Annotated in this window: 15 protein-coding genes; 9 read left to right on the top strand and 6 right to left on the bottom strand. The window is 65.0% G+C overall.

The genetic code is table 11. From position 1 onward, the window contains the following. Window positions 1–149 precede the first annotated feature (149 nt). The 4 genes from ACQKJZ_RS09950 to ACQKJZ_RS09935 form a co-directional block, all read right to left on the bottom strand. Window positions 150–344, bottom strand: a complete 195-nt coding sequence (locus ACQKJZ_RS09950; protein ID WP_427731019.1) for a recombinase-like helix-turn-helix domain-containing protein — start codon at window positions 342–344, stop codon at window positions 150–152. 342 nt (window positions 345–686) lie between these two features. Next, complete coding sequence (locus ACQKJZ_RS09945; protein ID WP_427731016.1) at window positions 687–2,270, bottom strand: alkaline phosphatase D family protein; 1,584 nt, start codon at window positions 2,268–2,270, stop codon at window positions 687–689. Between the two features lie 22 nt (window positions 2,271–2,292). Further along, window positions 2,293–4,821, bottom strand: coding sequence for a TonB-dependent receptor (locus ACQKJZ_RS09940; protein ID WP_427731015.1), 2,529 nt, complete (start codon window positions 4,819–4,821; stop codon window positions 2,293–2,295). Between the two features lie 16 nt (window positions 4,822–4,837). Then, window positions 4,838–5,017: a hypothetical protein gene (locus ACQKJZ_RS09935; protein ID WP_427731014.1), complete on the bottom strand. Its 180-nt coding sequence runs from the start codon at window positions 5,015–5,017 to the stop codon at window positions 4,838–4,840. A gap of 391 nt (window positions 5,018–5,408) precedes the next feature. Between ACQKJZ_RS09935 and ACQKJZ_RS09930 the strand changes: the two genes are divergently transcribed. From ACQKJZ_RS09930 to ACQKJZ_RS09915, 4 genes are all read left to right on the top strand, one after another. Beyond that, a complete protein-coding gene (locus tag ACQKJZ_RS09930) occupies window positions 5,409–6,911 on the top strand; it encodes an FAD/NAD(P)-binding protein (RefSeq protein WP_427731013.1) in 1,503 nt (500 codons plus the stop codon). Beyond that, a complete protein-coding gene (locus ACQKJZ_RS09925) occupies window positions 6,908–7,843 on the top strand; it encodes an AEC family transporter (protein WP_427731012.1) in 936 nt (311 codons plus the stop codon). Before ACQKJZ_RS09930 ends, ACQKJZ_RS09925 begins: the two co-directional genes overlap by 4 nt. Window positions 7,844–8,101: 258 nt before the next feature. Beyond that, entirely contained in the window at window positions 8,102–9,535 is a 1,434-nt protein-coding gene (locus tag ACQKJZ_RS09920) for a L,D-transpeptidase family protein (protein ID WP_427731011.1), read from the top strand. 135 nt (window positions 9,536–9,670) lie between these two features. Beyond that, window positions 9,671–10,624, top strand: coding sequence for a 3-keto-disaccharide hydrolase (locus tag ACQKJZ_RS09915; RefSeq protein WP_427731018.1), 954 nt, complete (start codon window positions 9,671–9,673; stop codon window positions 10,622–10,624). A 44-nt stretch (window positions 10,625–10,668) separates the two neighbouring features. On the opposite strand, the gene ACQKJZ_RS09910 is transcribed toward ACQKJZ_RS09915, so the two are convergent. Beyond that, the gene (locus ACQKJZ_RS09910) at window positions 10,669–11,202 is read right to left on the bottom strand and encodes a hypothetical protein (RefSeq protein ID WP_427731010.1); all 534 of its coding nucleotides are present in this window, start codon (window positions 11,200–11,202) and stop codon (window positions 10,669–10,671) included. 253 nt (window positions 11,203–11,455) lie between these two features. On the opposite strand from ACQKJZ_RS09910, the gene ACQKJZ_RS09905 reads away from it, so the two are divergent. The 4 genes from ACQKJZ_RS09905 (at window position 11,456) to ACQKJZ_RS09890 (ending at window position 19,650) form a co-directional block, all read left to right on the top strand. Next, window positions 11,456–13,903: a TonB-dependent receptor plug domain-containing protein gene (locus ACQKJZ_RS09905; protein ID WP_427731009.1), complete on the top strand. Its 2,448-nt coding sequence runs from the start codon at window positions 11,456–11,458 to the stop codon at window positions 13,901–13,903. A gap of 210 nt (window positions 13,904–14,113) precedes the next feature. Next, on the top strand, window positions 14,114–15,418 hold the full coding sequence (gene pncB, locus ACQKJZ_RS09900; RefSeq protein WP_427731017.1) for a nicotinate phosphoribosyltransferase: 1,305 nt from the start codon (window positions 14,114–14,116) through the stop codon (window positions 15,416–15,418). Window positions 15,419–15,652: 234 nt separating this feature from the next. Next, window positions 15,653–18,649 carry a TonB-dependent receptor plug domain-containing protein gene (locus ACQKJZ_RS09895; protein ID WP_427731008.1) on the top strand — a complete coding sequence of 999 codons (2,997 nt, stop codon included), beginning with the start codon at window positions 15,653–15,655 and terminating at the stop codon, window positions 18,647–18,649. 14 nt (window positions 18,650–18,663) lie between these two features. Beyond that, complete coding sequence (locus ACQKJZ_RS09890; protein ID WP_427731007.1) at window positions 18,664–19,650, top strand: glycoside hydrolase family 43 protein; 987 nt, start codon at window positions 18,664–18,666, stop codon at window positions 19,648–19,650. A gap of 149 nt (window positions 19,651–19,799) precedes the next feature. On the opposite strand, the gene ACQKJZ_RS09885 is transcribed toward ACQKJZ_RS09890, so the two are convergent. After that, entirely contained in the window at window positions 19,800–20,804 is a 1,005-nt protein-coding gene (locus ACQKJZ_RS09885; protein ID WP_427731006.1) for a LacI family DNA-binding transcriptional regulator, read from the bottom strand. Window positions 20,805–20,971: 167 nt separating this feature from the next. Between ACQKJZ_RS09885 and ACQKJZ_RS09880 the strand changes: the two genes are divergently transcribed. Further along, window positions 20,972–21,863, top strand: an 892-nt coding sequence (locus ACQKJZ_RS09880) for an MFS transporter (protein ID WP_427731005.1), incomplete at its 3' end; no start/stop codon positions are given.

The following is a 21,863-nucleotide window of genomic DNA, read 5'->3' as shown; positions in this document are numbered from 1 at the left end:
TCAGCCAGAATAGGTCACTCATCAGCGGCTCCTTCGACGCCAATGAATCAACCCTGCCTTGACCTCGCAAGCTATTTAATAGGTCCTGAGCCTAGGTAGGTAGACAGAAAAAAGCAGGGCACTGCCCGCGCTCTCTTAAACTAACGGGATCACCCAGAGGCCCCCAGGCGCCCCAGCAGGTTCCTCACGCTCGACGCATGCCACACCCCGCCGCGTGCCGTGACGATGCCCCGGCTGTTCAGCTCCTTTGCAATGGCGGGGAGGGAGGTGGCGCCGGTCGCCCTTATGTCGGCAATGATAGGAGACAGGTCACCGGGGCCTAGTATGTCCCGAACCGAATCCATCAATGAATGGATGACCGCCATATGGAGCGTTGCGGTCGATGGCGCCGCCCTTTCGAAACCCGCTCGACGCGCCATGGTTCGTCAGGGCGGTCGGGGCGCGGCTGATCGCGAAGGACCGGCGTTGCCCGAGCTTCGATGAGACGATCGCGTTCATGTAAGCGCATCACCACGGACAGACGCACCGTGCCGATGGCCGTCGGCTCCAGCCCGTGCGACTGGGCGATGCAGGGGCCTGAGCTGGCGATACGCAGAGGCCGGGTATTTGCGGCCTTCTCGCCGTGGCTTATGGCAAGCCTCGCGGCGACGGCATCTAGGAATCCTAAGCCACATACCCGGCAGTGCTCATGCCCTGTGGAGCCCCGGTTTGCCACGTTCGGACACGAAGCTCGCATAGGTCGACAGGCGACCATTCGGCACCGCGACGGTATCCAGCACCTTGAGGTCGCCGCGAAAGCTGTCGCGGCGGACGTCGCATAGCACATAGCCGCGCCGGTCGGTCATCGCCATCAGCTGCGGCGTGTGCGCCTTGGCCGAGCGGGTGAAGGCATCGTCGTCGCCGACCCCGTCCGCGCCCGAGGTGATCGAGGTGGCGAGATATTCGCTCGACACGATTTCGTCGCGCTGGTCGTGGACGAGATCGCCGGCATAATGGCGATGCGCGTCGCCGCTGACCGTCATCACGTTGCCCGGACAATGATCGGCGATATGCGCGAGCAGACGGCGCTGGCTGTGCATATAGCCCGACCATTGGTCCATCGAGGCGACGGGCACATCCTTGCCAGGCTTGGTATAATGCATGTTCATCAGCCGGACCTGCTGCGCGATGAGGTTCCAGCGCGCCGTCGAGCGCGTCAGGCCATCGAAGAGCCAGCCTTCCTGCGCGTTGCCCAGCATCGTGCGATCGGGCGAATAGACGTCGGGACCCTGCTCGACGTCGCCATCGGCATAGGCCTGGTCGGAGCGATATTGGCGCGTGTCGAGGAAGAAGCCTTGCATCAGATCGCCGAAGCGCGCCTCGCGATACATGCGCATGTTCCCGCCGACAGGCATCGAGCGGCGGCGTAGCGGCATGTGTTCGTAATAAGCCTGCATCGCCATCGCTCGGCGCATCAGGAACAGTTCGGGCGGTGTGCCGTCCTGGTCGCGGTCGCCCGCCCAATTATTGTCGACCTCGTGATCGTCGAAGCTGACGAACCAAGGCGCGGCGGCATGCGCGGCCTGTAGATCGGCGTCGGCCTTGTAGAGACCATAGCGCAGGCGATAGTCGGTGATCGACTGGATCTCGCCGTGTGTGTGATGGCGGATCGGCGTCACCACCCGGCCGCCGATGCGACGCGGGGCGGGGCCGCGATCGGGGCCTTCATAGATGTAATCGCCATAGTGGAAGACGAAGTCGATGGGCTCCTCGGATATCTTTCGCCAGGCGGTGTAAAGCCCCTCCTCGTAATGCTGACAGCCCGCCACCGCGAAACGCAGTCGGTCGAGCCGCGCGTCCGGCCGGGGCAGCGTCGCGCTTCGGCCCGCCGGGCTGCGATGGCGCCCGCAGGTGAAGCGATACCAATAGGGGCGTGCTGGCTCGAGCCCCGTGACCTCGACATGCACCGCGTGCGCGAGTTCGGGATGGGCGATGGCGTCGCCGCTGCGCACGATCTGACGAAAGTCGGGATCGCGCGCGACCTCCCAACCGACCAGCACCGGGGCGGCGACCATGCCGCCGTCCGGCTGTGCCGGTTCGGGCACGATTCGCGTCCAGGCGACGAAGCCCTCGGCATCGGGATCGCCCGAGGCGACGCCGAGAGAGAACGGCGTCGTGAGGAAGCCCGGCGCGTCGACCAGGTTGCGTGGGCGCGGCGACAGCGCGCCCGCACGCGCCGCCATCCACAAGGTCGGAAATGCGGCGAGCAGATGGCGTCGGTCGATGGTCATGAGCTGGGCTCCCCGGGCCGGATCAGTTGATCACGATGTGGAAGAAGGCCGTGCGGCCGTAATTGTCGATCTGGCTGACATATTGCAGGCGATTGCCGACGAGGAATTTGGGCTGGTCGTCGAACAGGTTGTTGAGCTCATATTTGAACGTCACATGCGGCATGACCTTGTGCCACAGGGCGGCGTTGACGATCGTCAGCCCGGCGCGGCCGCCATCGTCCTTGGTATTGACGCCCAGCGCGGTGAGCGAACTCGACCGATGCGTCACAGTGCCGCGAAACGCGCCCGCAATCTCGGGCAGACGCACGGTCGCGCCCGCCGCCGCGGTCACGCGCGGCTGGTAGATCAGCCGGTCGACGGTGCGCGTGCCCGTCTCTTCGCCGGTCACATGCATCCGCCCGTCGAGCAGGGTGACGTTGAAGAACGGATCGACCTTGCGCCCCAGAATGTCGACGTTGCGCTGGGCGATTTGGAATTCCAGGCCGAACAAGCGCGAATTGTCGGCGTTCATCGGCTGACGTACCGCATAGAGCGTGTCGTCGATCCGCTGGAGCGAACGCAGGACGAAGATATCGTCCTTGATCCACTTGGCGAACGCAGCGACGCCGATCACGCCGTGCTTGCCGAAATAATATTCGGTGCCGACGTCGAAATTGTCGGAACGGCGCGGGCGCAGCTCTGGATTACCGCGCCGGACCGAACATTCGGGCCCGCCGGCCTCCTCGTCATCCTCGCCGCACGTCACGGTTTCGGGCTGCGCGATGTCGCCCGGCGTCGGCCGGCCAAGGGTGCGACTATAGGCGAACCGAAGCTTCGTCCCGTCAGGCAGATTATGGTCCGCGGCGAACGAGGGCAGGAAATAGGCATAGCCGCCCTTCGATTGCGTTTGGCCGGACTGGACCACGCCGTCGCGAATGATGGGCTGATAGGTGTTGAACCCGATATGGTCGTAGCGGACGCCCGCGACCAGCCGCGTCGCGTCGGTCGCGTAATGGAGCGACAGATAGGGCGTCCACAGCCGCTCGACATAGCGATAGTCGCTCGCCCGGTTCTGGTAATCGGTCTGGCGCGCGTCGACCGTCAGTTGCTGCCACAGGCTGCCCTGCGCCTTGCGATAATCGACCCAGGGGAAGGATGTGATCGAGCCGACCGGCACATAGCCGGGCTCGACCATGTAATCGGTCATCACCCGGCCCAGCCGATGCATCGTGACGTCCAGGTCGCGCGACAGGTCGAGGCGGCGGAATTCGAGCCCGGTCGCGAACCCGAAGCCGCGATCATGCGCCTCGGTGTTCCAGGCATAATCGACGCGCAGGTCGGCCAGGCCTTCGCGGGCCGAGCGACGGGTGATGTTCGCGGTGCTCAACTTGTAAACCGACGAAAACGGCGCGGCGGGATCGCTGATCCCCGTGGCGCGTGGGATGCCACCGGTCTCGTCGCTGCCGTCCTCCCAGTCGAGGTACAGCCTGGCCGGATAGGTGCGCACGCCGACATAGGGCTGCAGATTGTCGTAGATCGCGCGGGTATAGCCGCCACGCAGGGTCAGCCGCTGCGTGTCGGCATGCCAGTCCAGCGTTCCGATGCCGCCAAAGGTCTTCTTGTCCCAGGTGTCGTAGCGATAGCGCGCATAGATGCTGTTGACCTGCGACCGGCCGCCCGTGGCCGTGCGGCCGATGATGGTGCTGCGCGTGTAGAAGTCGTTCTTGTTCATCGTCGAGGATTCCCACAGACGATAGCCGAAGCCGAGCAGCGAGGCGCGCAGCCGCTCGCTCGCCTGCCACTCCAGCTTCCCGCTGCTGCCGGCGGTGCGCAGTCGGTTGGTGTAGCTGCCATAGCTATGGTCGCCGGGCACCGCGCGGCCGTCCCATCCGCCCGCATCGGGGCCGGACAGCGCCTTACCGGCGTCGTTGAAATAGACTTTCGCCGGCTGCCACCATTTCGACGAATTGCGCGTACGGCTCTGGTAGCGCGCGGAAAGCAATAGGCCGAACTGGCCCTGCGAGCCGAAGCGGTCGGCGAACACGCCCTTGGCGCCCCCGCCCCAATGCTGCGCGCTGCCACCGATCGTATTGCGCCCGTCGGGCCCGCGGAACGACTGGTAGCTGCCATAACCGTCGAGCAACGTGTAGCGGCGCTTCAAATCGAGCGCGCTGCGCGTGATGATATCGACGATGCCGCCGATCGCGCCCCCGTCCTGTTCGGCAGTGAAGGTCTTGTAGACGTCGCTGCGCTGCGACAGCTCTGACGGTATGATCTGCAGATTGACCATCCGCGATCCTTCGCCGTCATTGCCGATCGAGGCGAGCGTGATGCCGTCGATCGTCGTCTGGTTGAGGTCGGGCGAGATGCCGCGGATCGTCACGAAGCGCGGCGCGTCGCCCTCGTCGATCGTGCTGATGCCGGGCAGGAGCCGCAACTGTTCGGCAATGTTGCCATCCGCCGCGATCGTCTCGACGTCATCATACACGATGCTGTCGACCACCGCCGGCGATTGCTGCTTGCGTGCGGTTGCAAGACGCTCTGCGATGACGACGACGTCAGACTGCGGCACGATCGAAGCTGTCCCGTCAGACGATGCTGAGGCCGCTGCGTAAGTCGGTGTCGCCGTCAGCAATATGCCGGATGCGCAGCAGAGCAGGCGCGCCCGATAGGCGCGCGAAAACATCGTCATGGTCAATCCCCCGTTTAGGCTGAGCAGCCGGGCAACCCAGGCGCATCGCCGGCTTGACGAGAATGGCCGACCGCATCGGGTCGCTCGTCATTGCGGGAGGGACCGCTAATCGCGTATGTTTACGGTTAAGTGGTCTTTTCATGACAGTTATGTAATAATATCGATTACATATATGCCTTGCGGTTCACCGGCCAAATGTGAGCTTTGGAAGGGCTGTCACGGTATCGCATCGAGGGCGTGGCCGGTTTCGGGAATGTCAGCGATGCCGCCACCGTCGTCCTGCGGCTCGCATCAGCAAGTCCGAAATATCCGGCACTTTCTCGGCCTACTCATCGAACTTGCATTGGTAACCACCGGGCGTTCAGAAACAAAACGTAACGCCTTGCCCACGGAACGGCGGTAGAACGAAAGCCCTTTAACCCGGCAATCGCGCCTGACCCTTTGGCGCTGCTGCGCATGGGGACATAATGGGCTTTTCCATCGCCATCATCGGAATGGGCGCGTGCGGTGTCGCCGCCTTTGCCGAAGCGACCATCAGGCTCGCCGCGGCGCCGATTGGCAACGTCGAGTTGCACCTCGTATCCCGTGAGGATGACCTGGGCCCCGGACTGGCGTTCGGTACGGATCAGCCCGGGCATCTGCTCAACACCGAGTCTCGGTTGATGGGGCTCTATACGAGTGAGCCGGGGCATTTCCGCGAATGGGTCGCAAAACGTCGGCCGCTTGATCCGGGCGGGGTCGAATATGCGGCGCGCGCGGAATATGGCGAATATATCCGCCAGGTCCTTGCCGATGCCTATGAGCGCGCCGATCGGGCGGGTATTCCCATCCATGTGCATCGCAGCGAGGCCATCGCGATCGAGGGCAATCGCGATGCGGCGGCCATTCGCCTGCGTGACGGGACGATCATCGACAGCGACTATACGCTGTTGGCCATCGGTACGCCCAAGCCTGCCCGGTTCGGGGAATTGGAGGGATATCCGGGATATTTCGATTTCCCCTGGCCTGCCCGGCGGCTGCGCGAGGGGATCGGCGTCGATCAGGATGTTATCGTCTTGGGCAGCAGCCTGAGCGCCATCGACAGCTTTGCGACTTTGATGGATCAGGATCATCGCGGGCTTATCCACTTCGTGTCGAAGGATGGCATGTTGCCGCGTGTGGAAATCCCGGCGCCGGAGGAGACCTATCCCCGGGTCCATTTCACGCTGTCGCGGATGAGGCGGCTGATCCGTGAGCGGGGACCGCGATTTTCGATCGTCGACCTTTTTCGCTTGTTCCGCCGGGAAGCCGAGGAAGCCGCTGCGGCGCAAGGTGAGCGGATCGACTGGCTTGCCGAAAACAGGATGGATCGCCCCGCGCTGGACGTGCTGCCCATCGACATCGCCCGGGCCGACGCCCGGACGGAGATATTCCAGCGTATCCTGACCTCTGCACGATTCGAGGCTTCAGAGATGTGGGACCTGCTGGGGCCGCGCGATCGCGATCGTTTCGCCCGGTGGCTGGGACCCCATTTCGCCACGGCGCGGTTCACGATGCCGATGACGAATGCATGCCGGCTGGCCGAAGCGGCGGCGTGTGGAAAGCTGCGCGTCCATGGCGGCGTCAAGGACACGATATGGGATGCGGAACGGCGGATTTTCATTTCCAGCCTCGCCAATGGAGATACCGTTTGCGCGCCGGTCGTCGTCAACGCAACGGGGACCGCGATGACGCTGGATGAGATACCCGATGCCCTGATCATCCAGTTGGCGGATCGAGGTTGGCTGCATCCGCATCCCTCGGGCGGGGTGGAGGCGCATCGCCAGACCGGCGAAGTCATCACCCATGATCGCGACGCCCCGCGCCTTTACGCGGTGGGCCAGCTCGTCAATGGCGTGCAGCGCGATACGAACGCGGTCTGGTTCAACGTGCGGTGCGCCGAAAAGGCGGTGCAGGACATGCTCATCAAGATCGCCGGAGACGCGCGATGAACGGCGGCGTAGGCGATGTCCTGACCCAGGTCCTGCCGCTGTTCGGTGTCATCCTGCTCGCATGGGGTGGGGGAAAGTGGGTACCCTGGGCGCCCAAGCTGATCTCCGGCGTGCTGGTCTATGCGCTGATCCCGCTCCTCGTCATCGACAAGGTGCTGCGCGCCGATCCCGCCGAGCTTGCGGTCATACCGCCGATGATGTTCTGCGTCGCCGCGCTGATGGCGCTGCCGGCGCACTGGCTGTCGCGGCGGCATGACGAGGATTTCGATCCCCAGCTGTTGTCGGCCAGCTTTTCGTTCTTCAACGTAGCGTTCTTCGGCATGCCGGTGGCCAGCGCCCTGTTCGGCGAAGCGGCCGTATCGACCATCATCTGCGCGTTCGTCGGCACCGCGCTCTATGGCGACACCATCGGCTATTACCGCGTCGCCCGGACCAAGGAAGGGCGGGCCAAGGCGGCCTCAAAGGCTTTGCGGATTCCGCTGTTCTACGCCTTCGTCGTGGCCGTCACTCTCAAAGTGTCCGGCGTTCAATCGCCCGAGGCGGTACGGGCACCGGCGGACCTGCTATCGACGCTGGTCTCGGTTCTCGGCATGGCGGTGATCGGGTTCAACCTTGCGAAGGTGAGGTCCGGGGAGACGAACGGGCGGCTGCTGGCCCGCATCCTGGCCGTGCGACAGGTCAGCGCGATCGTGCTGGTCGCGGCAGCCCTGGCGATCGAAGCGCTGTTCGTGGGTGTGTTGGGACAACGCGAACAGGTGCTGGTCGGCCTGATCGCGCTGTTCCCGATCGCCGCCAACGTGTCGTTGTTCGCCTCGCTGCTAGGCACGCGCGAAAAGGAGGCCGCGACCCTTGTCGCGCTGTCGAGCGTGGTTGCGCTGGCGCTGGTGACGGCGGCGATCGGGCTGCTGGGCCTCATCGGCGTGCAAGGCTGATAAAGTGGGGCGGGGCAGCTTGCGCGATGTTTGGGGCAGCGCGGCCAATACACGCTTTGCACGCCCCGTTCCATCGTTCGGTGGCGCCGAGCTACGGGCGGCATCGGTGATCGGACATACCCGAAGCGAGCGTGTTTTCAGGGGCATGGCGAGTGCATCCAGGACGCCGTCTGGCATTGACCGAATGAGGATGAGAGCCTGAAGGGTGGAGCCACTGACGGCCAGGTGCGTTGCAGAGGCGGAATGATGGAGAGATGCATGCATCGGAGAGTGGGGACGTCCTTGGTATTGGGGCTGTTGCTGTCGGCGTGCGGCGGCCAGGCCGGGTCCGACCAGACAAATGCGGCCGCCTCGGCGGACGAAACGGCGGGCCCCGCCCGCTGGAGCGATAAGACGCGGTCACAGCTTCGCCAGGCGATCCAGGGGCGCGGCGCGCATGGGCTGGATCAGATGCGCTTCGATGCGTCCGCAAGCGATGACGCGGCGCTGACCGAACAGGCGCTACGCTACGCGAATGCACTTGCGCGGGGCGCCAGCGATCCGACCAAGCTGTACAAGGTCTATACGATCCCGCGTCCCTCGCCCGATCTGAAGGCCGGGCTCGCCGGGGCCCTTCGGTCCGGCGACCTCGCCAAATGGCTTGACGGTCTGGCGCCGCAGGATGACAATTATCGCAAGCTGTCCGCCGCCTATCAAAAGCTGAGACAGCAGCCGCAAAGTGGCGACGCGCAGGTCGCCGACACCGGCGAGGCGATCAAGCCCGGCGCGACCGATCCACGCCTTCCCGCGATCGTGCGGGAACTGGTGATCCTCGATTATCTGCCCCCGGACGCCGCACAGGGGAGCAGCTATTCGCCGCCGGTCGTCGACGCGGTGCGGCGGATGCAGGCCGATTACGGCATGAAGTCCGATGGGATCATCGGCAAGGAAGCACTCGCCATCCTGAACATGTCGGACGTCGACCGTGCCCGGGCGATCGCGGTGGCGATGGAGCGGCTGCGCTGGCTGGAGCGCACGCCGCCGGCGACGCGGATCGACGTCAATATCGCGGCGGCGCGGTTGACCTATTGGCGCGACGGCAAGATCGTCGACAGCCGCCGGGTCGTGGTCGGCGAGCCGGATACCGAAACGCCGCAACTGGGCTCGCCGATGTTTCGCCTGGTTGCCAATCCCACATGGACGGTGCCGCGCTCGATCCAGAAAAAGGAACTGGCCAGCAAGGGGTCGGCCTATCTTCGGGCCAACAACATGGCCTGGAAGGATGGCTGGATCGTCCAGCAGTCCGGGCCGAAGAACTCGCTGGGCCTCGTCAAGTTCGACATGAAGAACGATCACGCTATCTATCTGCATGACACGCCCGCCAAGGCGCTGTTCGCGATGGTGCAGCGTCAGCGCAGCCATGGGTGCGTGCGGGTGGAAGACGCGCTGGGCTTTGCCGAGATGCTGGCGAAGGACGAAGGCGTGCAGGACGAATGGCACCGGGCACGCGAGACGGGCGAGGAGACGTTCGTGAAGCTGCCGCGTGAGATCCCGGTCCGGCTGCTCTATCAGACTGTCCTTTTCGACAAGGACGGCGAGCCGATCGTGCGTAACGACCCCTATGGATGGGACGACCGTGTCGGCTCCGCGCTGGGCTTCAAGGCGGGCAAGGCGCTTCGCGTCCAGAGCGGTGCGGCCGACGTCGGGCCATAATCCTTTGGCGGCGATGGCGGGCGACGGATTGTCTTCGCCATCGCCGCCCTCGCGGACGCGACGCAGAATGTCTCTCGCCTGTTAGCGATAACGCGCTATCATCGCCCCATAATCACCATGAAGGGGAGGGGCGTGATGAGAGGCCTTGGTCGAGCAGGAATGGCGCTGGTGGCTTTGTCGGTGCCGGCGCTGGCGCTGGCGCAGGATTCCCATCAGCAGGCGCGTACCATCGCCGGCGATCCGGTCGCTACCCCGCAACGGCTGCGGCTGGTGAATGTGCCGGCGGCGACAGGCAAGGCGATCGCGCTGTTCGATGGACGGAGCCTGAAAGGGTGGACGCCATGGCTCGGCTATGCCGATCCCTCGATCACCTATAAATCCGATCCCCGCGCTACGCCGATCGGGATCGGCCGGGACACCAGGGGCGACTTCGCGGTCCGGCAGATCGATGGCGCCCCGGCCATCTGGGTGAAGGGGGAAACCTGGGGCAGCCTGGTGCACCGCGCCGATCTGCGCGATTACCACCTTCGCCTGCAGTTCAAATGGGGCGCCAAGACCTGGGCCCCGCGCGAACGACAGCCGCGCAACAATGGGCTTCTTTACCATAGCCATGGTGTGCCGGGCGAGGTGTTCGGCACCTGGCGTCCCTCGGCCGAGTTCGAGATCATGCGCGGCTCGACCGGCATGATCGTCGCGGTTGGCAGCCGGATACGCGGGCATAGCAGCGTCGCGTACGATCCGACCATTATCGCGCCGCATCTGCGCTATCGGCTGGGCGGGCGGCAGGTCGACATCGTCAATGGCACGCCCACCTGGAATGTCGAGGCGGCGACCGATGCCGAACGCCCGATCGGTCAGTGGAACACCCTCGACCTCTATGTCGTGGGCGACCATGCGGTGCATGTCGTCAACGGCGTACCCGTAGCCGAGGTGCGCGACCTGGCAACCATAGCCCCGGACGGCACCCGCCGGCCGCTGACCCACGGTCATGTACAGTTGCAATCGGAAGGGGCCGAGACATGGTTCCGGGCGATCACGATCGAACCGATCAAGACGCTGCCCGGGATCGTGGCGACGGCCGGGGGCTAGGGACTCTCAGCCCGAGGCTTACACCCTGCGGTTTCGGGCAAGCGTCAGCGAAATGCGAGCCAGCCGATCAGGGCGAACAGCGCGAGCGCACACCAGCCGCCATCGGTGCGGATCAGATAGACCGTGCCCATTACCCCGATCGTCGCAATCGCCGCCAGCATCGCCTGACCCTGCGCCACCCGCCCGAGCAGGATCAGGCCGCCCAGCAGATTGGCGGCGGCGTTGGTCGCGATCCATAAATAGGACAGAAGTGGCCCGATCGATCCCCATAGCGGAAACTTGATCGTCGCAAATCCCTTCATCCGCGCTGGAAACAGGTCGGCGGCCAGATGCAGGCCGATGCCGAAGCCCAGCCCGGCGGCGACCGGCCATGTCCGGGGATCCAGGGTCGCGACGACGAGCGGCAGGATGCTGTGGAGCAGGGCGCTGCGATGTCGAAGGCGCAGCGGGGTGTCGAGATCGGGGAGCAAGGTCCCGGCGGTCGCGGCCGCGACGACGGTCGCGGTGACGACCCATGCCGCACCGCCGCCGGTGAACGCCATGATGACCGCCAAAAGCAGGAAGAGTAATGCCGCCACCGGCGTCACCTACGCACGGCGTACTCCTTTTGTCCATGGGCGGAACACGTTCGAAAAGCCGAGATTCCACTTTTCTTATCGGTGATAAGCCGTTGGAATCTCGTATGACCTGAAACAGGGGCAGCGAAGCACTGTCGCCGCGATCCCAACCGCGCCTTTTACCGACCACAGATTTTCTCATCGGATCAAAGACCTGGCCGTCGCTATATGCGGCACCCCCGGTCATGCCGGGCAGTACAGGGAGAATATAAGGGTGCATCAGCTTCGCACGGCCGCGTTGACCGGCACGATCCTCGCCACGGTGCTGGGGGCGCCGGTGGCCGCGCAGACCGCGTCGCAGCCGGCGGCGCAGACGGGGCGCAGCGAGCCGGCCGAAGCCGCGCCGGCCGGGGCCGATGTCGCAACGCCGGCGGACCAGCAGAACGAGGTCATCGTCACCGGTACCCGCGTCGAAGGGCGGACCCGCCTCGACAGCATTTCGCCGGTCGACGTGTTGAGCGGCGCCAGCCTTCAGCGTCAGGGCACGACCGAGCTGGGCGCCGCGCTGGCGACGGTGGCGCCCTCGATCGACTTCCCGCGTCCCTCCGCCAATGACGGGACGGACTCGATCCGCCCGGCGACGCTGCGCGGGCTTTCGCCCGACCAGACGCTGGTGCTCATCAACGGTATTCGCGGTCACACCTCGGCCTTGCTCAACACCAACGGCACCGTCGGGCGCGGGTCGGCGGCGGTCGACCTCAACACCATCCCGACCGTGGCGCTCGACCGGATCGAGGTGCTGCGCGACGGCGCTTCGGCGCAATATGGCTCGGACGCGATCGCCGGCGTCGTCAACCTGCGGCTGCGCAAGGCGCGCTCGGGCGGCGGGGCGCAGGTCAATTACGGCTTCTACGATACCCAGGTCGACACCGCGCGGGGCAACCGGCATGTCACCGGCGAACATGCGGTGACCGCCTCGCTCTGGCAGGGTTTCGGCTTTGGCGAGGATGGCTTCGTCACCGTGTCGGGCGAGTATCTCAACCGTCAACCGACCAACCGGGCCGATTTCGATCCGCGCGTCACCCCGACGCGGATCACCGGCCGCTACGGCGACCCGGAGGTCGAGCAATATACCGGCTTCATCAACGCCGGCACGACATTGGTCGATGACTGGAGCCTGTATGCCTTTGCCGGTTATCAGGACCGGGATTCGCGCGGTGCGGCCTTCCCACGCCTGGCCAGCGCGGCGACCCGTTTGGCAGGCTACCCCAACGGCTTCCTGCCGATTATTAACACCAAGTCGCAGGATCTGAACTCGGCCGCCGGCATCAAGGGCAATGTGGCCGGCTTCGACGTCGATCTGTCGTTCAGCTATGGCCGCAACCGGATCGCGTTCCGCACGCTCAATTCGGCCAACTATGCCTATGGCGCAGCGACGCCGCGCGATTTCAACGACGGCGCGCTGATCTATGACCAGTATGTCGCGGGCCTGGACGTGACGCGCCAGTTCGACGTCTTTCAGTCGCTGAACGTGGCCTTCGGTATCGAAGGGCGGCGTGAGGGGTACAAGATCGTCGCCGGCGAGCGCGCCTCCTACGACTATCCCGAAACCGGCGCGGTGCCCGGTGCATCGCCGGGCGCGCAGGGGTTCGGCGGCTTCTCTCCCCGCAACGAGATCAAGCGCAGCCGCCGCAACGGCAGCGCCTATCTCGACCTGGAGGCACAGCTGACCGACAAGTTCCTGGTCGGCCTGGCGGGCCGGTTCGAGGATTATTCGGACTTCGGCAGCACCGCCAACGGCAAGATTTCGGCGCGTTATGACGTGGCCGACTGGTTCGCGCTGCGCGCCACCGCCTCGACCGGTTTCCGCGCGCCGTCGCTGCAACAGCAATATTTCACCCAGATTGCGTCGGTCGTCACCAATGGCGTGCCGATCCTGACCGGCACCTTCCCATCCGTGTCGCCGGTAGGGGCGGCGCTGGGCGGCCTGCCGCTCGAACCCGAAAAGTCGACCAACCTGTCGATCGGAACCGTGATCCGGGCCGGCGGCTTCGATCTGACCGTGGACGCCTACCAGATCCGGCTGCGCAACCAGCTGGGCCTGTCGGAAAATATCCAGGCGACCTTCAGTCCGCAGGTGGCCGCGCTGTTAACACCCTTCAACGTCTCGGCCGCGCGCTTCTTCATCAACGGGCTCGCCTCGACGACGCGCGGGATCGACGCGGTGGCGCATTACCGGTGGCGAACCGGTGAAGCGGGGACGTTCGATTTCACGGTCGCGGGCAACATCAACGACGTCGACGTGACGCGGGTGCCGACCTCGACCGCCGTTCTGAACCCCGCGCCGACGCTGTTCGCGCGCAGCCGCATCCTGACGCTGGAGCAGGGCACGCCGCGCGAAAAGGTGACCGGCACGATCGACTGGTCGCTCGACCGCTTGGGCGCGCTGGCGCGGGTGACCTATTACGGCAACGTCATCCAGCCGGGCACGACGCCCGCCGCCGATGTGCCGACCGGTCGCCGTGCGATTACGGACATCGAACTGCGTTATGCCGGTGATCGCGGTGTTCAGTTGGGGCTGGGCGTCAGCAACCTGTTCGACGTCTATCCGCAGCAGCAGATCGCCGCGAACAATTCGACCGGCGTGTTGGGCTTCCCCTATTATTCGCCGTTCGGTTTCAACGGGCGTTATCTCTATGCGCGCGCCGGAGTGAATTGGTAAGATGCATGGGGCCGGACCTGGCGTCCGGCCCGGCCTTTTGCCGGCGGATGCTCGATCGGGGCCGGTGCGCCGGCGGCTCGGACACCCTATCTTCCCGTCGACCCCCGTCATTTCAAGGCACCGGGTGGCCGATGTGCCGCATCGATCCTATGGGCGTTCCGTTGGCGCGGAAGTGCAGCCCCGCTTCCGTCGACGATGGAAGGATCGATGATGCCCGTTACCGATATCGCCACCCGCGTCTATAATCATGGCTGGCGGCTCGATCCGGTCGTGCGCAGCCTGCTCGATACCGATTTCTACAAGCTGCTGATGTTGCAGATGATCCGCCATCGCCATCCCGATGTGCGGGCGACCTTCTCGCTGATCAACCGCAGCAGCGCGGTGCGGCTGGCCGACGTGATCGACGAGGCCGAATTGCGCGAACAGCTCGACCACGCACGCACCGTCCGCTTCACCAAGAAGGAGCTGATCTGGCTGGCTGGCAACAGCTTTTACGGCAAGCAGCGGATGTTCGCGCCCGACTTCATCCAATGGCTCGCGGATTTCCAGCTGCCCGAATATGATTTGCGCACGGTCGACGGGCAGTTCGAGCTGCATTTCGACGGTCCCTGGACGCACACCACGATGTGGGAAATCCCGGCGCTGGCCATCGTCAACGAATTGCGATCGCGCGCCGCGCTGAAAGGACGGGGGCGGTTCGAGCTGGACATTCTCTATGCGCGCGCCAAGGCGAAATTGTGGGAGAAGCTCGAGCGGCTGCGCCAGTTGCCCGACCTGGTCATCTCCGATTTCGGCACGCGGCGACGGCATGGGTTCCTGTGGCAGCGCTGGTGCGTGGAGGCGCTGAAGGAAGGGCTGGGCGACCGCTTCATCGGCAGTTCCAACGTGCTGCTGGCGATGGACAACGACCTGGAGGCGATCGGCACCAATGCGCACGAGCTGCCGATGGTTCTCGCCGCGCTGGCCGAGGACGATGCCGGTGTCGCAGCGGCGCCCTACCGCGTGCTGGAGGAATGGCAGGCGCATTATGACGGCAATTTGCTGATCGCCCTGCCGGACGCCTTCGGCACCACCAGCTTCCTGCGCAACGCGCCCGACTGGCTTGCCGACTGGACGGGCTTTCGGCCCGATTCGATGCCGCCGATCGAAGGGGGCGAGCAGATCATGGCGTGGTGGCGGGCGCATGGCCGCGATCCGCGCGGCAAGCTGCTGATCTTTTCCGACGGCATGGACGTCGAGAGCATCGAGGCGACCTACCGCCATTTCCATGGCCGGGTGCGGATGAGCTTTGGCTGGGGAACGAACCTGACCAACGATTTCCGAGGCTGCGACCCGGCCGGTGGCGAGGGGCTCGCGCCCATATCCCTGGTCGCCAAGGTCATCAGCGCCAATGGCCGCCCCGCGGTCAAGCTGTCCGATAACCCCGCCAAGGCAACCGGCCTGCCGTCGGAGATCGACCGCTATCTACGGATCTTCGGGGCGGACGGCCATGTCGAGCGGTCCGTGGCGGTGTGACGGGGCGTAGGTAAACGCCACCCGATCCATAATCCTGTTCGATCTCCAATTGCCTTCCTTGACAACGAGTTGGAGGGCATTGCTGCGGCATGGACTCTCAGCCGTGGCAGGGGTTCCCGGTCGCCTCCCGAACTGAAAAATCCGTATAAATGTCAGAGCATTGACATGGAGCAGGAATCGGACAAGGATGCTGGTAACGTTACCAGATATACGGAACGGGCCAGGGAGAGGAACATGAGGATCGTGAAGGCGACGGAATCGCGCGCCCGCCATCTGCGGCGTGGGATCATCGCACCGGCCAGTTTGGGGGTGATCGCGACGTGTATCGTGGCGGCACCCGCCTGGGCACAGACGGTAACGCCGCAAGCCACGATACCGTCGGATGCGCCGAACCCATCGGGCGTGCCCGCCGCGACGCCGGCGGAGACGGACGAGGCCAGCAGCCGCGACATCATCGTCACCGGTTCACGCATCACCACCGGCGGCTTCACCGCACCGACGCCGACAACGGTGATCGGCGAGGAACAGATCGCCGCCAACGCGCAGCCCAACGTTTTCACGACGATCGCGCAGCTTCCCTCTCTTCAGGGATCGAGCGGCACCTCGGTCAACACGTTCAGCACGTCGAGCGGGCAGCAGGGTCTCAGTTCGTTTTCGCTGCGCGGCGTGGGCGCGATCCGTACCCTGACGCTGCTCGACGGTCAGCGGGTGGTCGGCGCCAATGTCACCGGCGTGCCCGACATCAGCCTGTTTCCGCAATTGCTGATCAAGCGGGTCGATGTGGTCAATGGCGGCGCCTCGGCTTCATACGGCTCGGATGCGGTCGGCGGCGTGGTCAACTTCATCACCGATACCCGGTTCAAGGGGATCAAGGGCAATGTCCAGGGCGGCGTCACCACCTATGGTGACGACCGACAGGTGCTTGTCCAGCTCGCCGGTGGGACCAGCCTGCTGAACGACAGGCTGCACGTGATCGCCAGCACCGAATATGCGCATGAGGACGGCGTGGGCGGCGGCGATTTCGGCATCGGTCTGGCGGGTGGGCGCGACTGGTTCCGCCAGCCGACGCTGATCAACCGCAACGTGCTGAACGACGGGTCGCCGCAATATTTGTTCCGCGACTATGCGCAGTCCTACAACTACACGAAATACGGGCTGATCACCGCCGGGCCGCTTCAGGGCATCGCCTTCGACCAGTCGGGCAACCCGTTCCAGTTCCAATATGGCTCGAACGGCGTGCCGGCCCGCGATGCGGCGGGCAACGTCATCGGTTGCCTGCCCGGCTTCTGTCAGGGCGGCGACCTGTCGGGCAATGTCGACGCCGGCCGCTCTCTGCAATCGAGGATTCAGCGGGTAAATAGCTATGGCCGCATCGGCTATGACTTCGCACCCAATGGCGAGCTGTACGGCACGATCAATATTGGCCAGGTGAAGACCAATAATCAGCCGGTGGGTGGGCAGAACCGGCCCAACCTGACCATTCAGTGCGCCAATCCTTATGTCCCGGCGCTGGTCAAGGCGGCCTGCACGACGGCGGGCATCACCAATTTCCAATATGGCACCAGCAACGCCGCGCTCGGCAACAGCCAGGTCTATACCGATCGCCGCCAGTTCCGCTTCGTCGCGGGCGCCAAGGGGCGTGAGGCGGTCGCGGGGTCCGACTGGTCCTACGACATCTATTTCGAGCACGGCACCAACTATACGGACATCGACGTCAGCAACATCCTGCTGTCGCGCCGTTTCAACCAGGCCATCAACGCCACCACGGTGAACGGCGCGATCGTCTGCGCCGATCCGACCGCGCGCGCCAATGGATGCCAGCCGCTCAACATCTTCGGCGGCAACCCGTCCGGGGCGGCGCTCGGCTATATCATGCCCGATCGCGGTCCATATCAGCGGACGCGCCAGACCCAGGACGTGATCAGCCTGAACTTTTCGGGCTCGCCCTTCTCGTCCTGGGCGGGGCCGGTGTCGGTGGCGTTCGGCGGCGAGTTCCGCCATGAGTTCTACCGCGTACGCGCCGATCCCTACGGCGCGGGCTTCGCCAACACACCTGCCAATGCGGCCTATCCGGCGGACCCGGTGCTGCTGGCCGATGGCAACAACTGGTATGCCGGCAATTACAAGAACGGCGGTGGCGCCTACAGCGTCAAGGAAGCCTTCATCGAGGCCAATCTGCCGATTATCGATTCGGACGCGGGCGGCCGGGCGAACATCAACGGGGCGGCGCGCGTTACGGACTACAGCACGTCGGGGACCGTCTGGGCGTGGAAGATCGGCGGGACCTGGGACCTGCCCGTCGATGGCCTGCGCATACGCGGCGTCACCTCGCGCGACGTCCGGGCACCCAATCTGTCGGAGCTGTTCGCCGCACCCGTCACCACGACCCTGCCGGGCTTTTTCGATCCCTTCCGCAACGTCACCGTGCTCGCGCTGCAAAATACCATCGGCAACGTCAACCTGACGCCGGAGATCGCGCGCAACACGACGCTGGGCATCGCCTTTTCCAACTCCCAGGCCATTCCGGGCCTGAGCCTGTCGGTCGACTATTACAAGATCAAGATCACCGACGTCATCTCCAGCCTCGGCGCGCAGGATATCGTCAACCTGTGCTTCCTGAACATAGCGCCCGAGACGTGCGGGGTGTTCAACCTGAACAATCCCAACGGCCCCAACTTCATCAACGTCCAGTCGTTCAACCTGGCCTCGATCCTGACCGATGGCTTCGACATCGAGGCGAGCTATCGCTGGCGCAATCCGCTGGGGCTGGCGGGCAATCTGACGCTGCGTGCGCTGGCGACCAATATCCGGCGGTTCATCACCGACACCGGCCTGCCGGGCACCATCCCGAACGATTCCGCCGGCGTGAATATCGGCAACACGCCCAAGTGGAAGTGGCTGGCGGTGCAGACCTATGCGACCGACGACTGGTCCCTTCTGCTTCAGGAACGCTGGTTCAGCGACGGCAATCTCGGCAACCAATATGTCGTGTGCACCACGGGCTGCCCCGCCTCGACCGTCAACCGTCCGACGATCGACCGGAACTTCATTCCCGGCGCCTTCTATTTCGACATCGGCGGCACCTATAACGTGACCCCGGCGGTCACCGCCTATTTCAAGGTCGATAACCTGTTTAATCGCGATCCCGCGCCGTCACCCTATTTCGTGAACCCCGCGCTCTATGATGTGCTGGGCCGGGTGTTCCGCGCGGGCGTACGTTTCAACTTCTAAGGGGAGGGGCCGATATGAGCCTGTCGCGGACGATCGCATCATTGATGGCGCTGGCGCTGCCCGCAGCGGTGCTGGCCGCCGATCCGCCGGGGAGCAATCCCATCATTCGCGACAGGTTCACGGCCGACCCCGCGCCACTGGTCGTGGGTGACCGCCTGTACCTCTATGTCGGGCATGATGAGGCGCAGCGTGACGAGATGTTCAACATGAAGGAATGGCTGGTCTATTCCACCACGGACATGCGCCATTGGACCCCGCACGGGCCGATCATGAACGTGCGCGACTTCACATGGGCCAAGAAGGACGCCTGGGCCAGCCAGACGATCTACAAGAACGGCAAATACTGGTTCTATGCCGCCGTGGAGCATGACGACACCCATCCGGGCAAGGCGATCGCGGTAGCCGTCTCCGACACGCCGACCGGGCCGTTCGTCGACGCCAAGGAATCGGCGCTGATCACCAATGAGATGACGCCCAAGGGCACGCACAGCTGGGAGGATATCGACCCCACCGTCCTGACCGATGACGACGGCACCACCTGGATCGCATGGGGCAACCGGCAATGCTATATCGCCAGGCTCAAGCCCAACATGATCGAGATCGACGGTCCGATCACCGAGATCACGCCGCCGCATTTCGAGGAGGGGCCGTGGCTGCACAAGCGGGGCAAGCTCTATTACCTGACCTATGCCTCGCTCGACCGGACGACGCAGCGGGACGAACATATCTCCTATGCGACCGCACCGTCGCTGAAGGGGCCATGGACCTATCGCGGGCTGCTGACGGGGTCGGGCAAGTACAGCTTCACCATCCACCCCGGCATCGCCCAGTTCAAGGGCAAGTCCTATCTGTTTCTGCACAATGCGACACTGGCGATCGGCGACCAGAGCGGGGCGATCGGCCGACGCGCGGTGACCGTCGAGCGCCTCCGCTACAATGCCGACGGGACGATGAAGCCGGTGATCCAGACCCAGGCCGGCGTGACGGCTCCGGGGCGATAGGGGAGATGAATTTGCTTTCGTTGCTCCACACTGGCGAAAGGCGGGTTCCCGTCGTCATGTCACCGACATGGTCGCAGACGGGATCGGTCCGTACTCTGTCCGCTTCCAGGCAACCGGATCCGGAGCATCGCTGGGGTGGAGCGCCATTTTCAGGAACGCGGCGGCGCGGTGGAGTCGCGCTCGATCAGTTGATGGTCGAGGATCGTGACGCGCGGCTCGCCGTCGCCCGTCGCGGCGCCACCGCGAATGTCCTGGATCAGCATGTGGAGCGCGGCGGTGGCCAGCGCGCGGACGGGTTGACGGATGGTGGTGAGCGGCGGCCACAGCGTCGTCGCCGCTATACTGTCGTCGAAGCCCGCCACGGTCAGATCGCCGGGCACGTCGAGATGGCGGCGATGCGCCACCGAGACGATGGCAGCCGCCATATCGTCGTTGCTGCCGAAGATCGCGGTCGGTGGATTCCCGCTTCCCAGCAGTTCCTCGCCGGCGATCAGGCCCGAGGCATAGCTATAGTCGCCCTGCACGATCCGGGTTTCGAGGCCGCTTTCCTCCGCGATGGCGGCTCGGAAGCCGGCCAGGCGCTCGATGCTGGCGGACTGGCCGGGATTGCCGTGGACGAAGCCGATACGTCGATGACCCAATCCGATCAGGTGGCGCGTCATGTCATGGGCGGCACGGGCATTGTCGATGCCGACGCAGATCGCGTCGGGCGCGATGCCGCCGACGACCGCAACCGGCAGCCCAGCCTCCCGGATGATGTCCCGCACGAAGCCGGATTCACCGAGCGGCGGCGCGAGGATCAGTCCGGCGATACGCTGCGCGATCAGCCCCTCGATCGCGTCCCGCGTCGGTGGACGGCCCTGTTCGCCCTTCAGCAGGAACAGCTGCGCCGCGCGGGTCGAAGCCTCCTCGAACACACCGACCAGCAACTCGCTCATGAACGCGGCGCTGGGGTTGGAATAGATGACGCCGATGCGGATCTCGCGCGAGGTGACCAGGCTGCGGGCCATCATGTTGGGCGTGTAGTTCAGCGTGGCGATCACCTCGCTGACGTGTGCGCGCACCTCGTCGCGAACGCCGGCATCGCCGTTGATGACGCGCGAGACGGTCATCGGCGAAACGCCTGCCGCCTTGGCCACGTCGATGATCGTCACGCCGCGCGGGCGCCGTCTTCTACCCGTCAATCCCGGTCCGTCCTGTCGTGGGGCACCCGCCCCATGTTCGCTCAGGGTCCTGCCTTGCGAGGAGGGGAAAGGTCAATGCCGGTCGCCCGCATGCGACGGCGCGGGAGCATCGGGACTGCATCGACGAGGGTGTCCGGGTGAGGCCGTTTCCCTATATCCGCTGGACGATCATCGGGCTGTTCGTCGTGGCGATGGTCATCAACTATCTGACGCGCAGCATCCTGGGCGTGGCCGCGCCCGCGATCATGGCGGAGCAGCATATCTCGTCCGCGCAATATAGCTGGATCACCGGTGCCTTCCAGTTCGGCATCATGTTCCAGCCGGTGGCCGGCTATCTGCTCGACCTGATCGGGTTGAAGATCGGCTTCAGCCTGTTCGTCGCGATCTGGTCGCTCATCACGCTGGGGCACGGCTTCGCCAATGGCTGGCTGGGCTTTGCCGGACTTCGTGGCGCGCTGGGGCTGGTGGAGGGCTCGGCACAGCCGGCGGGGATGAAGGTCGTCGCCGAATGGTTCCCCGCCCGGGAACGCGGTATCGCCGGCGGCATCTACCAGATCGGGGCCTCGTTCGGGGCGGTATTCGCGCCGCCGCTGGTCGCATGGGCGGTGTTTTACCATAGCTGGCGCGCGGCGTTCTTCGTGGCCGGGGGGCTGGGGCTGCTCTGGGTGGTCGCCTGGTTGTTCTGGTACGCGCATCCCGCGCGGCATCGCCGGGTGACGGCCGCCGAGCGCACCCTGATCGTCGAAGGGCAGGAGGCCGCGCTTGCGAAGCGTCGCCGCCGCCCGCCGCTGGGCGAGTTGCTGCGTCGCCGCAACCTGTGGGCGATCGCGGCGGCGCGCTTCCTGGCCGATCCGGTCTGGGGCATGCTGTCGCTCTGGATGCCGCTCTATCTCGTCCAGGCCCGGCATTTCGACCTGACGCAGATCGCGTTGTTCGCGTGGTTGCCCTTCCTCGCCGCCGACCTGGGTTGCCTGTTCGGCCCGGCCGTCGTCGCCTTCCTGCAACGGCGCGGCGTGCATCTGATCGATG

The organism is Sphingomonas sp. NPDC019816, from assembly GCF_050274375.1.
Lineage (GTDB): Bacteria > Pseudomonadota > Alphaproteobacteria > Sphingomonadales > Sphingomonadaceae > Sphingomonas.
The sequence above is the reverse complement of the archived record's forward strand: the minus strand, read 5'-3'. Positions and strand labels throughout refer to the sequence as shown.

What these genes read in the sequence shown, in the direction of transcription:
- ACQKJZ_RS09935 (WP_427731014.1), bottom strand. Translation starts at nt 5,017, where the DNA reads ATGCGGTCGGCCATTCTCGTCAAGCCGGCGATGCGCCTGGGTTGCCCG.
- ACQKJZ_RS09895 (WP_427731008.1), top strand. Translation starts at nt 15,653, where the DNA reads ATGAGGATCGTGAAGGCGACGGAATCGCGCGCCCGCCATCTGCGGCGT.
- ACQKJZ_RS09915 (WP_427731018.1), top strand. Translation starts at nt 9,671, where the DNA reads ATGAGAGGCCTTGGTCGAGCAGGAATGGCGCTGGTGGCTTTGTCGGTG.
- ACQKJZ_RS09950 (WP_427731019.1), bottom strand. Translation starts at nt 344, where the DNA reads ATGGATTCGGTTCGGGACATACTAGGCCCCGGTGACCTGTCTCCTATC.
- ACQKJZ_RS09945 (WP_427731016.1), bottom strand. Translation starts at nt 2,270, where the DNA reads ATGACCATCGACCGACGCCATCTGCTCGCCGCATTTCCGACCTTGTGG.
- pncB (WP_427731017.1), top strand. Translation starts at nt 14,114, where the DNA reads ATGCCCGTTACCGATATCGCCACCCGCGTCTATAATCATGGCTGGCGG.
- ACQKJZ_RS09920 (WP_427731011.1), top strand. Translation starts at nt 8,102, where the DNA reads ATGCATCGGAGAGTGGGGACGTCCTTGGTATTGGGGCTGTTGCTGTCG.
- ACQKJZ_RS09925 (WP_427731012.1), top strand. Translation starts at nt 6,908, where the DNA reads ATGAACGGCGGCGTAGGCGATGTCCTGACCCAGGTCCTGCCGCTGTTC.
- ACQKJZ_RS09890 (WP_427731007.1), top strand. Translation starts at nt 18,664, where the DNA reads ATGAGCCTGTCGCGGACGATCGCATCATTGATGGCGCTGGCGCTGCCC.
- ACQKJZ_RS09930 (WP_427731013.1), top strand. Translation starts at nt 5,409, where the DNA reads ATGGGCTTTTCCATCGCCATCATCGGAATGGGCGCGTGCGGTGTCGCC.